The organism is Streptomyces sp. NPDC043853 (assembly GCF_056436025.1).
Map to the genome: position 1 here is coordinate 58,397 of NZ_JBWKDJ010000010.1, position 14,347 is coordinate 72,743.

A 14,347-nucleotide genomic window follows, 5' to 3' on the forward strand; every position below is an offset into this window, starting at 1 on the left:
GTGAGCGCCCCGCTCAGCTCTGGTTGAAGAAGCCTCCGGTGGCCCGGCCGCCGGGCTCGCCGCTCACGATCTGGGTGTCGGCCGGGGTCAGCAGGAAGACCCTGGTCGCCACCCGCTCGATCGAGCCGCGCAGGCCGAAGGTCAGACCGGCCGCGAAGTCGACCACGCGCTTGGCGTCGGCCGGGTCCATCGAGGACAGGTTCACGATCACCGGGACGCCCTCGCGGAAGAGCTCGCCGATGCCGCGGGCGTCACGGAAGCCGTCCGGGGTGACCGTGGCGATGCGCCGGCCGCGCTCGACGGCCGAGTCGGAGGCCACCTTCACCCGGGGGTCGGTGACCCACTGGTCGCCGGTGTGCGAACCCTGCGGAGCCTCCGTGTACTCGTCGTCGTAGTAGCGCTCGTCGTCGCTGTCCTCGACGAGACCGAGCCAGGCACTCGCCTTGCGCACCGAACCCATGGGACGCCTCCTTTCATCGCGGCTGTCGTTTGTGTCATCTCCGCAATCCCTATGGTCGTCCATGATGCTGACAACGCGCCAAGTGGATAGCCGCCGCGCAGGAGTTTCGTGACGGTACTGGTGCAGAACATCCGGTGCACGCTCAGGGTTCAAGGGAGCTACCGCTGCTGTCTGAGTGAAAATACGACCACTGCCTCCGTCCGGGTGGCCACGGGGGACGTACGGGTGAAGGCACCGGCTGGATACGATGCCCCGGATGTAGGCGCGCAACACCCGGGGGATCCACTTTGTTCGGCATCGTCAGACCTTGCACGCACCGGCTCGGCGAGCGGTACAAGACGGAGTGGATGGCCCATCTCTGCGGCCTCTGCCTGGCACTTCGGGGCGAACACGGACAGGCCTCGCGGATCGTGACCAACTATGACGGGCTGCTGGTCTCCGTTCTGACGGAGGCTCAGTCCGGGCCGGTCGCCGGTACCCGCCGCACCGCCGGACCCTGTCCACTGCGCGGCATGCGCACCGCTCCCGTGGCCAACGGCGAGGGCGCCCGGCTCGCCGCGGCCGTCTCGCTGGTGCTGGCCTCCGCCAAGGTGCGCGACCACGTGGCCGACCGGGACGGGCTGTTGGCCCGGGCGCCGATCGCGGCCGCCGCGCGCGCGGTGGCCCGCGGCTGGGACCGGGCCGGGGCCCGGACCGGCGCCTCGCTCGGCTTCGACACCGCCGTGCTCGTCGACGCGGTGGACCGGCAGACCGGCATCGAGGCCCTGGCCGGCCCCGGCACCCCGCTGCTCGTGGTGACCGAGCCGACGGAGACCGCCACCGCCGCCGCCTTCGCCCACACCGCGGCCCTGGCGGGACGGCCGGGCAACGCCACCGCGCTGGCCGAGGCCGGCCGCTACTTCGGGCGGCTCGCGCATCTCCTCGACGCGGTCGAGGACCTGGAGAAGGACCGTTCCTCCGGCGCCTGGAACCCCCTCGACGCCACCGGCACCCCGCTCACCGAGGCCCGGCGGCTGAGCGAGGACGCCCTGCGGGGCATACGGCTGGCGCTGCGCGACGCCGAGTTCGCGGACGGCGGCCTCGCCCACCGGCTGCTCGTGCACGAGCTGCGCAGCTCGGTGGACCGCGCCTTCGGCACCAGCTCGTGCGGACACGCCGCGATGAACTCGGCCCAGGGCCCGTACGGCGGACCCGGTCCGCACGGCGCCGCCGCCCCGTACGGCGGCCAGGGCGGGGGCCCGAACCCGTACGGCGGGAATCCCCACGGCGGCACCCCGTACGGCGGCAATCCGTACGGTGGCGGCGGGCCCGGCGGGCCCGGCGGACCGGGCGGGGGCATGCCGCCCGGCGGCCCCGGCTTCTTCGGCGCCCCGCAGCCGCAGCGGCCGCAGCCGCGAGGCTTCTGGGCCGGCTGCGCCGTCGCCATCGGCCTGTTCTGCACCTGCAAGCTGTGCTGCGCCGAGGAGTACGAGGGGCCCTGGTCCCGGAAGAAGCGGGAGGGCTGCTGCCACAAGTGCGACGACTGCGGCTGCGGCGGCTGTGACTGCTGCTGCCCCTGCGACGGCTGCTGAGGGACCCTCAGGTCCGTACGGCCTACCGCACCCGCATGCCCGGGGCAGGTGTGGAAATCTTCAACGGCATGAGCGACGACGCAGCCGAGGCCTGGCGGCAGTGGCGCCGGCATCGGGTGGAGGCGGTATCCGCCCCGTACGGTCCCCTCGCCCTCATCGGCACCTTCTGGCTCACCGAGTACCCGGAAGGTCGAATTCCGGCCGTTCCCGGGCGGTGGCGCGAGGACGCCGGCGGGGTGGTCCTCACCGCCACCGCCGCAGACGCTGTCCGGCTCGACGGCGAGCCCCTCGCCGGAGCGGCCGGACTCGGCGCCGACGAGGGCCCGCCGGCCCGGTCCCGCCTGGCGGTGGGCGGACTCCGGTTGATGCTGATCCGCCGCGAAGGGCTGTGGGCGGTCCGGGTCTTCGACCCGGGGTCCGCGGCCCGCCGCGGCTTCGCCGGCATCGAGGTCACCCGTACGACCAGGGCCACGCCCTGCCGGGCAGGTTCCGGCCGTACGAGGAGCACCGGACGGTGCAGGTGGAGAACGCGGAGGGGCGGCGCCGCGGCCTCGGCCTCGGCGGCGAGCCGAGCTTCGACCGTCAAGGGGTCCGGCACAGCCTCCAGGTCGCGGTCGACGGACGGGACGGCGGTCTGTGGGCCGTGTTCGGCGACGCCACCGGCGGACGCTCCAGCCGCGGCTTCCGCTTCCTCAAGCCGGGCGCCCCGGCCGCCGACGGCTCCGTCACCGTCGATTTCAACCGGGGCCCAGCTCCCGCCCCGCGCCTTCACCGGCCACTGCATCTGCCCGTCCCCGCCGCCCGGCAACCCGCTGCCCTTCGGGGCGGCCGCAGGTGAGCGGAGGCTGAATCCAGCCCTTGCCGACGGCTGACGAAGGACACGAGACTCCCGAGCAGCGCTTGTCAGGACACGGTCAAAATCCCCATCCGGGTTTTCGCCAAGCGCGCCTGACTGCGCCTCACGGAACCCCCACACACCCCCCACGGGAGGACGAGAAGTGAGGATCAAGCGCATCACCCCCACCCGGGCGGCCGCGATCGCGGCAGGCCTGGCCGCCGTCGCCGCGCTCGCCGTACCCGCCACGGCGGCCACCGCCGACGACACGCCCTCGGGCGGCTACAGCGCCGACCGGCTCGCCGCGGCCGACGCCTCCGTGCTGCGCGCCGACGTCGCGGGCACCGCCTGGCACACCGACCCGGCCACCGGCACCCTGGTGGTCACCGCCGACTCCACCGTCAGCGCCGCCGACCTCGCGAAGATCAAGCGGGAGGCGGGCCGCGACGCCGGGGCCCTGCGCATCGAGCGCACCTCCGGCAAGTTCACCAAGCTGCTGTCCGGCGGCGACGCCATCTACGCCGCGAGCTGGCGCTGTTCGGCCGGCTTCAACGTGCGCAGCGGCACCACCTACTACGTGCTGACGGCGGGTCACTGCACCGACGGGGCCGGGACCTGGTACACGAACTCGGCCCGCACCACCAGCATCGGCCCGACCGTCGGGTCCAGCTTCCCGGGCAACGACTACGGCCTGATCCGCTACTCCAACAGTGCCCTCTCGCACCCGGGCACGGTCGGCGGCCAGGACATCACCTCGGCGGTCAACGCCACCGTGGGCATGTCGGTGACCAGGCGGGGCTCCACCACCGGCACCCACAGCGGCTCGGTCACCGGACTGAACGCCACCGTGAACTACGGCGGCGGCGACATCGTGTACGGCATGATCCGCACCAACGTGTGCGCCGAGCCCGGCGACAGCGGCGGCCCGCTGTACTCCGGCACCCGGGCGGTCGGCCTGACCTCCGGCGGCAGCGGCAACTGCACCAGTGGCGGGACGACCTTCTTCCAGCCCGTCACCGAGGCGCTGAGCGCCTATGGAGTGAGCGTCTACTGATCCCCCCTGACACCGGCTGATCCCTGCGCGCCCGTGCGGCCCCCTGGACGTCCCCCCGCCTTCTGGGAGGATGTCCAGGGGTTCACGGGGGGTACACGCGGCTTCGGGGGGAGTGCGGATGAAGCGCATCGGAGTGACCGGGCACCGGGCGATCCCCGCCGAGTTGCTCGGGTACGTCGAGGGCCGGCTCCGGGAGGTTCTCGGCGGCCACCGGGGCCCGCTGGAGGCGCTCTCCAGCCTGGCCGAGGGTGCGGACCAGCTCTTCGCGGACATCGCCCTGGAATGCGGGGCGGACCTCACGGTGGTGATCCCCAGCGAGGACTACGAGGACGCCTTCGAGGACGCCGATTCGCTGGACGGCTACCACCGGCTGAGGCGGCGGGCGGCCCAGGAGATCCGGATGGACTTCGCCCATTCGACGGACGAGGCGTACTACGCGGCGGGCACCTGGATCGCGGACTCCTGCGACCGGCTGGTGGCCGTCTGGGACGGCCTGCCGGCCCGGGGCCTGGGCGGTACGGGCGACATCGTGGCCTACGCGCGCGGGCTCGGGAAGCCGGTCACGGTCATCTGGCGGGCCGGCGCGACCCGCGACTGACGGCACCCCGCCCCGGCGGCGCCTCGCGCTGATGACACGTCAACTGCTGTGCCGGGCAAGCCAGTCGGTGTGCTGGGGGGAGACGTAGCGCTCGGTCTCGTAGACCGCCGAGGGCCACTGCTGCTCGGTGATGGTCGTCTGCATCACCACCATCATCGCCGCGAGGTCCTGCTCGATGAGGGTGTGCGCCTCGATCAGGGGGTGGTGCCGGCGGACCTCGTTCCAGGCGATCCCGGCCGTCGCGGCCGCACTGACCAGCCCGGTGAGCCGGGCCGCGGATCCGTTGCCGAAGGCCCCGAACAGGGCGAACGCCAGGCCCAGACAGGTCAGCAGGACGATGCTCCAGGACCACAGGGAGGTGGCCCGGCGGGACACCTCGGTCCGGCGCCGGTACCAGTTCCGCTGCTCGATCAGCCGGTCCCTGACGTACGTCTCCCGGCGTGCCTGGTAGCCGCGATCCCGTAACCTCCGCATGGCGCCGGTGATTTCGCCGCCCCGCGGCACCTGGCCGGACGCCCGCGGGTCCTCCCAGCCCATCTTGGCCAGTTCCGCGAGTCCGGCCTCCAGCCGTGTGCGGTAGGTCTGTTCGGCGTCCTCCGGGCCGGAGCCGAACGGTGCGCCGTGCACCGCGTACCGCCAGGCGAGCGACTTGATGAACTCCGCCGCACTGCGGTTGAGTTGCCACTGTGGCCGGGCCCGCCGCCGGGTCGCCCGGACGCCCACCGCGAGCACCCCGGCGTACGCCGACACGCTGAGCGCGCCGAAGAGTTCGACGGAGCCCAGACGCGGCTCGGAGGGGAGGGCGGCCGCCGCCGCGGCGAGCACGAGCAGCAGCAGCTGCACGCGGGTGGCCTGCGTGGACTCCCGCTGGCGGGAGACCGCCGCCCGGTCGGTGTGGTGGAAGAGAGCGGGAAGATCCTCGTTCCGGAACGTCACGCTGCCCGGTGATCCGGATGCGGAGAAATCCTTCACAGCGACCCCCCTAGTCGGCTGCTCTGGCGCTAACCCTCTTGCTCACTCTTTCGATAGAACGCTTGACCAGGCCTCATGTCTCGGTTGCCAATAGGGCGTGGAAGAGTAAAGTCCACGCTTGACACTAGCGCGTCGCTGTTGTCATTTCCATGCCCATTCCACATGGCCTCACCCCAGGACGGAACCGTGAAGACTTCCGCAACCCCTTCGACCAGCGCAAAGAGCCGTCGCCTCCCGCTCGGGGAGATCGACGTCCGCAGTGCTTCCGCGGCCACCGCGCTCGCTCGGGTGCTTCCGTCGGAATCCGGTCGTCCTGTTTCCGCGCCGATCTTCAACTCCGCGCTCTGACCCCGGATCAACCGCTCTAGACTGGTGGAATGACCGGCCTGATCGCCTTTCGCGAGATCGTCCTGAAGGTTCACAGCAGATGCGATCTTGCTTGTGATCATTGCTATGTCTATGAACACGCAGATCAGAGCTGGCGAGCCCGGCCGAAGGTGATCTCCCCGGAGGTCGTTTCCCGCACCGCGTCGCGGCTCGCCGACCATGCACGTGACCATGAACTCCCCTCCGTCACCGTCATCCTCCACGGAGGGGAACCCCTGTTGGCCGGACCGGCCCGACTCCGCCTGGTCTGCGAGGAATTCACCCGGGCCCTCGCCGGGACCGCCGCCCTGGACCTGCGGATCCACACCAACGGGCTGCAGCTCAGCAGCCGTTACCTCGACCTCTTCGCCGAGTACGGCGTCCGCGTCGGGGTCTCCCTCGACGGCGACCGCGCCGCCAACGACCGGCACCGCCGCTTCGCCGACGGCCGCACCAGCCACCCGCTGGTCCTCGAATCCCTCGCCCTGCTCCGTTCGGAGCCCTACCGCCACCTGTACCAGGGCCTGCTCTGCACGGTGGACGTGGAGAACGACCCCGTCGCGGTCCTCGACGCACTGGTCGAACTCGCACCCCCACGGGTCGACTTCCTGCTCCCGCACGCCACCTGGGACACCCCGCCGCCCCGCCCCGACGGCACCCGCGACAGCTACGCCCGGTGGCTGCTGGCGGTCTTCGACCACTGGGAGCGACTCGGCCGCCCGGTGCCGGTGCGCCTCTTCGCCTCCCTGCTCAGCACCCTCGGCGGCGGCCCCAGCCTGACCGAATCCCTGGGGCTGGCCCCCACCGACCTGGTGGTGGTCGAGACCGACGGGACGCTGGAGCAGGTCGACTCCCTCAAGACCGCCTACGACGGGGCGGCCGCCACCGGGTTCAACGTCTTCGACCACGCCTTCGACCAGGTCGCGGCCCATCCGGGGGTGCGGGCCCGGCAGCTCGGACTGGCCGGGGTCAGCGCCGAATGCCGCCGCTGCCCCGTCGTACGTTCGTGCGGCGGCGGCCTCTACGCCCACCGCCACCGGGCCGCCAACGGATTCGACAACCCCTCCGTCTACTGCGCCGACCTGCGGGAACTCATCGACGGGGTGGAGAACAGGACCGCCGTCCCCACCCCGTCCCCGGCCGAACTCGGCGCCGCCCAGCAGGAGCTGACCCGGACCCTGCTGGCCCGGTTGCACGCCGACCTCGCGGGCCGGGAGGACTGGGACCGGTCCTGGGCCCGGGTGGTCGGGGTGGAGGCGGCGGGGGAGGCCGGCGCGGCCGCGCTGGACACCGTACTGGCCCATCCGTACACGCGGAGCTGGGTGCTGGCCGCGCTGGACGCCGTACGGGAGGGCCGCCCGGACCGCCGGGGCGGGGCGGACGGAGCGCAGCGGCCGGGGAGGCCGGAGAGGCCGGAGCCGGCCGGACCCGACGAGGCCGCCCGGCGGCTGGCCATGCTGGCCGCCGCCGCGGTGCTCCGCGGCGGGCTGGACGGGCCCGCCGAGGTCCCGTACCGGGACGGCGAGGTGTACCTGCCGACGCTGGGCCTGCTGCGGCTCGGTGACCCCGGCACGGAAGGCAGGGCCGCGCTCGCCGTCACCGACGAGGGCTTCCTGGTGCGGGACGGCCGCTCGGAGCACCGCTTCGGGCCGGCGGCGGGCGACTCGCGCTGGGAGCCCGTACGGAGCTGGGTGCCCGAACCGGGCGGTCCGGCGGTGGCCCTGGACGACCTGGATCCCCACCGCAACTGCTACGCCAGGCCGCCGCGGCTGCGGCTGGGCGCCGGCGAGGCCGAGGAGTGGATCCGCCGCCTCGACGCCGCCGTGGCCCTGCTCCACCGCAGCGTCCCGGACTCCGCCCGGGCCGCGCTCGCCGGCCTGACCACCCTCACCCCGCTGGCCGGCGGGCCGCTGGCGGGCGGCTGGGGCGAGGCCGGACGGCACGGGCCCGGGGCCCTCGGCCTCCCGCACACCGCCGGGGTCCGGGACACCGCCCTGGCCCTGCTGACCGGGCGGCGCCGGGCCCGGCTCCGCGAGCTGACCGAGGTGACCGACCTGTACGCGCTGGACGGGTCCTGGAGCCACCGCTCGCCCTGGCGCCGCGAGCCGGTGCCGGTCTCCCGGCTGCTGGCCGACGTACACGAGCGGGTGGCCGTGGAGGCGTACCGGCGGGCCACCACCGGAGGGGAGCCGGGGGAGGCGGACGAGATCCGGCGGGCCCTGGACCGGCTCGCCGGGGCGGCGGAGCTGACCAGCGGCGGGCGGCGGCTGGTCGAGGAGATGCGCTGGGAGCTCAAGGCGGTGGAGGCGTGACGGCTGCCCCCGGGGCCCTGGCCCTGGCGGTGCGGTTACGGCTGGCCGGGGTGCGTCCCGGGGCCCGGCTCCTGGTGCACGCCGCGCTCGGCGGCACCGGCCTGGACGCGGAGACCCTCCGGGACGCGCTGCTCGGCGTACTGGGACCGCGCGGCACCCTGGTGGTGCCGACGTTCACCCCGGAGAACTCCACCACCTCCGCCGCCCATCTGGCCCGCATCGACGGGATGACCGAGGAGGAGGTCCGGCTCTTCCGGGAGCGGATGCCGGGCTACCACCCGGAGCGCACCCCGAGCCAGCGGATGGGGGCGCTGGCCGAGGCGGTCCGGACGGCCCCCGGGGCGCACCGCAGCGCCCATCCGCAGTCCTCCTTCGCCGCGCTCGGGCGGGACGCCGAACGGCTCTGCGCGGACCACCGGATCTCCTGCCATCTGGGAGAGGAGTCACCGTTGGGGGCGCTGTGCTGGGAGGGGGGAGAGGTACTCATGATCAATGTGGGATTCTCCGTCTGTACCGCCTTCCACCTCGCGGAGTACCGAATTCCCAAGCCCCCCTTGCGGAAGTACGCGTGCGTGGTGAACCTACCGGGGGGTGATCAATGGACCGAGTTCGAGGACGTGGTGCTCGACGACGGTGATTTCGAGCTGATCGGCAAGGAGTTCCCGGAATCCCTGGTACGCCGGGGGCGGCTCGGCTGGGGTCCCCCCGGAGAATCCAGGGGGGGTGCGGAGACCGTGCTTTTCTCGCTCCAGGACGCGGTCGAGCACGCCCTGGCCTGGATGACCGAAAACAGACGCTGATTGACTGAACCATGAGGGGATGTGGTGAAGCAGCTCCGGAATGATGTTTCTTCGCTCGCATCTTCGGGACGGGGGTCAGGTGCCCGCATCAGTGCAGCCGTACTTTTTTCTCAGCTATGCGCACACGCCGAGATTCGGGGCCGGGGGGCCCGATCCCGACATGTGGGTGGAACGGCTCTTCCGTGATCTCTCCAGCCATGTGATGGCACTGACCGACCTCCCGGCCGGATCGGACGCCGGATTCATGGACCGGGAGATACGCAGCGGCGAGGGCTGGTCCGAACGCCTCGGTGCGGCCCTCGCCACCTGCCGGGTGTTCGTGCCCCTCTTCTCGCCGCGTTACTTCGCCAGCCAGATGTGCGGCAAGGAGTGGTTCGCCTTCGCCCAGCGGGCCATCCGGCACGGAGCGGTCAACAACGAACCCGCCGAAGCCATCGTGCCCGCCCTCTGGGTACCCGTACCGCCCTCCCAACTGCCCGGCCCCGCGGAGCGGTTGCAGTTCAACCACAACACCTTCGGCGACCGTTACGTCACCGACGGGCTCTACGGCCTGATCAAACTCCGCGGCTACGCCGAGCAGTACGAGCGGGCCGTGTACGAACTCGCCAAGCGCATCGTGCGCGTCGCCGAATCCGTCCGCCTCGACGTCAGCCGGCCACTGGACTACCGGGTGGTGCCCAGCGCCTTCGGCACCCCCGGCGGATCCGCCAAGTCCCTGCAGGTCACGGTGGCCGCGGGCTCCCGCCACGAGCTGCCGCAGGGCCGCAGCCCCGAGTACTACGGGGAGAGCGCCCTGGACTGGAACCCGTACCACCCGGTCGCGCAACGGCCCGTCGCCTACGTCGCCGAGGACCTGGTCCGCAACCTCAACTACCGCACCACCATGGCCTCCTTCGACGACGAGGCCGGACACTTCGACAGCAAACAGCCGCCGGTCCGCCCCGAGATCCTCATCGTCGACCGCTGGGCGCTCGCCGACGAGCACCGGCGGCAGCGGCTGGCCGCCTTCGACCAGGACCCCCGGCCCTGGGTCAGCGTGGTCGTCCCGTGGAACCGCTACGACCACCAGAGCCGCGCCCAGGAGGCCGAACTGGTCCGGCAGCTGGAGGAGACCATGCCGGTCACCATGAGCCGTGCCCGGATCGCCTGCCGGGCCGCCGCCAACGGCGTCGCCAACCTCGAAACCCTCGGCCAGATCCTGCCGCAGGTGGTCGAGGCCGCCGCCCAGCAGTACCTCAGACACGCCCAGGTGTATCCGCCGGCCGGCGGGGCCCATACCGAACGGCCCCGGCTGCACGGTCCGATGGGAACGAACGGGCCGCCCGCGCGGCCGGCGCCGCGCGCCCCGTTCCCGCCCGACACCGACGCACCCACTGACACCGACCGGGGGGACACGGATGACAGCCAGTCGTGACGGACGGATCGTCACCTTCTACTCGTACAAGGGCGGTACCGGCCGCACCATGGCGCTCGCCAACACCGCCTGGATCCTCGCCGCCAACGGCAAACGGGTCCTCGCCGTCGACTGGGACCTGGAGGCGCCCGGCCTGCACCGCTTCTTCCACCCCTTCCTGGACCCCTCCACCCTGGGCGCCACCACCGGCGTCATCGACCTGATCAGCGAGTACGCCTGGGCCGCCACCCGGCCCGACCCCCGCCCGGACGACTGGCACAAGGACTACGCGCGGATCCAGCCGCACGCCGTCTCCCTCACCCCCGAGACCCTCGGCTGGGAGTTCCCCGACGGGGGCACCCTCGACTTCGTCTCGGCCGGCCGGCAGAACCGCGAGTACTCCGCCACCGTGTCCACCTTCGACTGGGACAACTTCTACGACCGGCTCGGCGGCGGCCTGTTCTTCGACGCCCTCCGGGAGGACATGAAGCGGAACTACGACTACGTCCTCATCGACAGCCGGACCGGGCTCTCCGACATCGCCGACATCTGCACCGTCCACCTCCCCGACGTCCTGGTCGACTGCTTCACCCTCTCCGACCAGTCCATCGACGGCGCCGCCTCCGTCGCCCGGCAGATCGACGAGCGGTTCGGCGACCGCGGCATCAGGATCTACCCGGTCCCCATGCGCATCGACGAGGGCGAGAAGGAGAAGGCCGACGCCGGCCGCGCCCTGGCCCGGCTCAAGTTCGACCGCTTCCCCACCGGCCTGGCCGGCGACGAGGCCACCGCCTACTGGGGCGCCGTGGAGATCCCCTACCGGCCCTACTACGCCTACGAGGAGACCCTCGCCACCTTCGGCGACGAGGCCGGGCTCACCAACTCCCTGCTCTCCGCCTTCGAACGGCTCACCGCCGTGGTCACCGAGGGCGCGATCACCGCCATGCCGGTCATCGGCGAGGAGGTCCGGCTCCGCATCCGCGACGCCTTCACCCGCCGCCGCCCCGCCCTGCCCGCCGACCTGTTCCTCTCCTACGTCGCCGAGAACCGCATGTGGGCCGACTGGATCGAGTCCGTGCTCACCCGCGCCGGGTTCCGGGTGGTGCCCCGCGACGTCTCGGCCGAACGCCCCGCGAACACGGCACCCGGCGACACTCTGGGCGGAGCCGGGTTCAGCGCCGACACCGCCGCACGCACCGTCTTCCTGCTGTCCAGCGCCTACCTGAAGTCCGCGCGCGCCGTCGGCGTGTGGGAACGGGCCGCCGCCGAGGACCCCACCGGCGGCCGCCGCCAGCTGGTCGCGCTCCGGGTGGGCGACGTACGCCTCTCCGCGCCCTACATCGACCGCAACCCGGTGGACCTCTTCCGGCTGGACGAGGTGCACGCCACCGCCGCCCTGTTACGGGCCGTCGAACGGCCCCTCGCGCTGATCGACGGCAGCGCCGGCGGCTCCGGGCCCGGGCCGCGGTTCCCCGGCACCGTCCCGAAGATCTGGAACGCCCCGCCCCGGAACCCCGGCTTCACCGGCCGGTCCATGGTCCTGGAACGGATGCGCGACCAGCTCGGCGGCGGCGTGGCCGTGGTGCTGCCGCAGCCGCAGACCCTGTTCGGGCTCGGCGGCGTCGGCAAGACCCAGGTCGCGCTGGAGTACGTGCACCGTTTCATGGCCGACTACGACCTGGTCTGGTGGATCTCCTCCGAGCAGACCGACGACGTGGTCGCAGGCCTCGCCGAACTCGCCGTCCGGCTCGGCGCGCAGACCGGCGAGGACATGGCAGCCGCCTCCCAGGAGGCCATCGACCTGCTGCGGCGCGGAGTGCCCACCTCACGGTGGCTGCTGGTCTTCGACAACGCCGACGACCCCGAGGCCCTCAAGCGGTACTTCCCGCCCGGCGGGCCCGGCCACGTCCTGGTCACCTCCCGCAACCAGAGCTGGTCGCAGTACGGCGACGCGCTCCCGGTCGACGTGTTCCTCCGCGAGGAGTCCATCGAGCACCTCCAGCGCCGGGCCCCGGGACTGAGCAAGGAGGACGCCGAGCAGGTCGCCGTCGCGGTCGGTGACCTGCCGCTCGCCGTGGAGCAGGCGGGCGCCTGGATCGCCGAGACCGCCACACCCGTCTCCGCCTACCTGGAGCAGCTGGCCCAGCAGGCGGCCCGGGTGCTGGCGCTCAACCAGCCGGCCGGCTATCCGGAGCCCGTCGCCGCCACCTGGAACGTGTCCATAGAACGGCTCCAGTCCCGCTCGCCGGCCGCCGTCCGGCTGCTCCAGCTCTGCGCCTTCTTCGCGCCCGAGCCGATCTCCGCGAACCTGCTCTACAGCAAGGAGATGATCGAGGCGCTCAAGCCCTACGACGCCTCCCTGCAGGAGAAGCTGGTGCTGGGCCGGGTGATCCGGGAGATCGGCCGGTTCGCCCTGGCCAAGGTCGATCAGGTCAGCAACAGCATCCAGGTGCACCGGCTGGTGCAGGCCGTGATCCGGGCGCAGCTGACCGAGGAGGAGCAGCTGGAGGCCCGGCACGTGGTGCACCGCGTCCTCGCGGGCGCCCGGCCGGACGATGACGAGCCCATCGACAACCCCTCGACCTGGCCCCGGTTCAACACCATCTGGCCGCACCTGCTGCCCTCGGAGGCCCGGCTCTGCCAGGAGCCGGAGACCCGCCGGCTGCTGATCGACCGGGTGCGCTACCTGTGGAAGCGCGGCGACCTGAAGGCCGCGTACCAGCTCGGCGAGGAGCTGCGCGAGGCGTGGCGGGAGCAGCTGGGCAACGACGACCTGCAGTACCTGTACCTGCGCTTCCACCTGTCCAACATCCTGCGCTCGCGCGGCCGGTTCGTGGAGTCCAAGGAGCTCGACGAGGTCACCCTGGAGCGGCAGAAGGCGGTGCTCGGCCCCTCGCACCCGCACACCTACATGACCATGAGCGGGCTCGCGAACACGCTGGCCGCGCTGGGCCAGTACGGCAAGGCGATGGAACTGGCCACGGTCGCGCACGACGGCTTCAGCCAGATCTTCCACGAGGCGCACCCGCGGACCCTGGCCGCCGCGAACAACCTGGCGCTGAACCTGCGGCTGGTCGGCCAGTACTCACGGGCCCGGGAGATCGACCAGGAGGTGTACGACCTGCGCACCGAGGTGCTCGGGCCGGAGCACCCGTACACCCTCTCCTCGGCCCAGAACCTGGCGCGGGACCTGCGCGAGGTCGGCCGGTACGAGGACTCGGTGCAGCTGCTCAGCCGGGCGTACGAGATCTACAAGTCGACGCTGGGCCGGGCCTTCCCCGGCACCCTGTCGGCGGCGAAGAACCTGGCGGTGTCGCTGCGCCGGGCCGGGCAGCTGGAGGACGCGCTGCGGCTGACCACGGCCACCCGGGCCCGCTACCGGGAGAAGTACACCTCGGTCAACCCGGACCTGCTGGCCTGCGACCTGAACCTGGCCGCGGACCTGTTCGCGACCGGGGACCCGGGCAGGGCGCGGGACGTGGCGCAGGAGGTCGTCGACGAGTACATGAAGGTGCCCGGGGAGCGGCACCCGTACACCCTGGCCGCGGTCAACAACCTGGCGGTGTTCCACTGGGGCACGGGCGCGGCGGAGACGGCGGAGCCGCTGCTGCGGCAGACGATCCGGGCGATGCGGGACGTGCTGGGGGACAACCACCCGCACACCGTGTTCGCGCACCTGAACCTGGCGAACGCGCGGGCCGACCTGGGCGACTCGGAGGGCGCGCTGGAACTGGAGCGGATCGCCGTGCTCCGGCTCCGCGAGGCCCTGGGCGCGCACCACCCGGAGACCCTGGCGAGCGCCTCCAACATGGCGGTCAGCCTGGACTCGCTGGGCCGCAAGGAGGAGGCCGCCAGGCTCCGCGCGGAGTCGGTGCAGGAGCTGACCCGGCTGCTGGGAGAGGAGCACAACCTCTCCCGGTACGCCCGGGACGGACGGCGGGTGCACCGCGACCTGGAGCCGCTGGCGGTGTAGTGGCCGGGCGCGG

Annotated in this window: 10 protein-coding genes and 1 pseudogene; 9 read left to right on the plus strand and 2 right to left on the minus strand. The window is 72.5% G+C overall.

The window, feature by feature from the left end:
• Positions 1 to 13: 13 nt before the first annotated feature.
• Positions 14 to 460 carry a cell division protein SepF gene (locus tag AC067U_RS24800; RefSeq protein WP_478831954.1) on the minus strand — a complete coding sequence of 149 codons (447 nt, stop codon included), beginning with the start codon at positions 458 to 460 and terminating at the stop codon, positions 14 to 16.
• 287 nt (positions 461 to 747) lie between these two features.
• Here AC067U_RS24800 and AC067U_RS24805 point away from each other — a divergent pair, with 287 nt between their 5' ends.
• From AC067U_RS24805 to AC067U_RS24820, 4 genes and pseudogenes are all read left to right on the plus strand, one after another.
• Positions 748 to 2,031, plus strand: a complete 1,284-nt coding sequence (locus AC067U_RS24805; protein ID WP_478831955.1) for a DUF5685 family protein — start codon at positions 748 to 750, stop codon at positions 2,029 to 2,031.
• Between the two features lie 68 nt (positions 2,032 to 2,099).
• Positions 2,100 to 2,903 (plus strand): annotated as a pseudogene (locus AC067U_RS24810) (DUF1684 domain-containing protein).
• A 126-nt stretch (positions 2,904 to 3,029) separates the two neighbouring features.
• A complete protein-coding gene (locus AC067U_RS24815) occupies positions 3,030 to 3,920 on the plus strand; it encodes a S1 family peptidase (RefSeq protein ID WP_478831956.1) in 891 nt (296 codons plus the stop codon).
• Positions 3,921 to 4,038: 118 nt separating this feature from the next.
• The gene (locus AC067U_RS24820) at positions 4,039 to 4,518 is read left to right on the plus strand and encodes a hypothetical protein (RefSeq protein ID WP_478831957.1); all 480 of its coding nucleotides are present in this window, start codon (positions 4,039 to 4,041) and stop codon (positions 4,516 to 4,518) included.
• A gap of 39 nt (positions 4,519 to 4,557) precedes the next feature.
• Here the strand turns inward: AC067U_RS24820 and AC067U_RS24825 are convergent, their stop codons facing one another.
• Positions 4,558 to 5,454 carry a DUF4231 domain-containing protein gene (locus AC067U_RS24825; protein ID WP_478831958.1) on the minus strand — a complete coding sequence of 299 codons (897 nt, stop codon included), beginning with the start codon at positions 5,452 to 5,454 and terminating at the stop codon, positions 4,558 to 4,560.
• 198 nt (positions 5,455 to 5,652) lie between these two features.
• Here AC067U_RS24825 and fxsA point away from each other — a divergent pair, with 198 nt between their 5' ends.
• From fxsA to fxsT, 5 genes are read left to right on the plus strand one after another with little or no spacing between them, the layout of a single operon-like run.
• On the plus strand, positions 5,653 to 5,838 hold the full coding sequence (gene fxsA / locus AC067U_RS24830; RefSeq protein WP_478831959.1) for an FxSxx-COOH cyclophane-containing RiPP peptide: 186 nt from the start codon (positions 5,653 to 5,655) through the stop codon (positions 5,836 to 5,838).
• 29 nt (positions 5,839 to 5,867) lie between these two features.
• Positions 5,868 to 8,168 (plus strand): radical SAM/SPASM protein FxsBH, inactivated beta-hydroxylase extension form, encoded by a 2,301-nt coding sequence (gene fxsBH, locus AC067U_RS24835; protein ID WP_478831960.1) that lies wholly within the window; start codon positions 5,868 to 5,870, stop codon positions 8,166 to 8,168.
• Positions 8,165 to 8,968: an AAC(3) family N-acetyltransferase gene (locus tag AC067U_RS24840; protein ID WP_478831961.1), complete on the plus strand. Its 804-nt coding sequence runs from the start codon at positions 8,165 to 8,167 to the stop codon at positions 8,966 to 8,968. Before fxsBH ends, AC067U_RS24840 begins: the two co-directional genes overlap by 4 nt.
• Before the next feature lie 43 nt (positions 8,969 to 9,011).
• Positions 9,012 to 10,382 (plus strand): TIR-like protein FxsC, encoded by a 1,371-nt coding sequence (locus tag AC067U_RS24845; protein ID WP_478832156.1) that lies wholly within the window; start codon positions 9,012 to 9,014, stop codon positions 10,380 to 10,382.
• Positions 10,366 to 14,334 (plus strand): FxSxx-COOH system tetratricopeptide repeat protein, encoded by a 3,969-nt coding sequence (fxsT, locus tag AC067U_RS24850; protein ID WP_478831962.1) that lies wholly within the window; start codon positions 10,366 to 10,368, stop codon positions 14,332 to 14,334. The genes AC067U_RS24845 and fxsT overlap by 17 nt, the downstream gene beginning before the upstream one ends.
• Positions 14,335 to 14,347 lie beyond the last annotated feature (13 nt).

Excerpts from the sequence above, each read along its gene's own strand:
- AC067U_RS24800 (WP_478831954.1), bottom strand. The coding sequence starts at position 460 with ATGGGTTCGGTGCGCAAGGCGAGTGCCTGGCTCGGTCTCGTCGAGGAC.
- AC067U_RS24820 (WP_478831957.1), top strand. The coding sequence starts at position 4,039 with ATGAAGCGCATCGGAGTGACCGGGCACCGGGCGATCCCCGCCGAGTTG.
- fxsA (WP_478831959.1), top strand. The coding sequence starts at position 5,653 with ATGGCCTCACCCCAGGACGGAACCGTGAAGACTTCCGCAACCCCTTCG.
- fxsBH (WP_478831960.1), top strand. The coding sequence starts at position 5,868 with ATGACCGGCCTGATCGCCTTTCGCGAGATCGTCCTGAAGGTTCACAGC.
- AC067U_RS24845 (WP_478832156.1), top strand. The coding sequence starts at position 9,012 with ATGTTTCTTCGCTCGCATCTTCGGGACGGGGGTCAGGTGCCCGCATCA.
- fxsT (WP_478831962.1), top strand. The coding sequence starts at position 10,366 with ATGACAGCCAGTCGTGACGGACGGATCGTCACCTTCTACTCGTACAAG.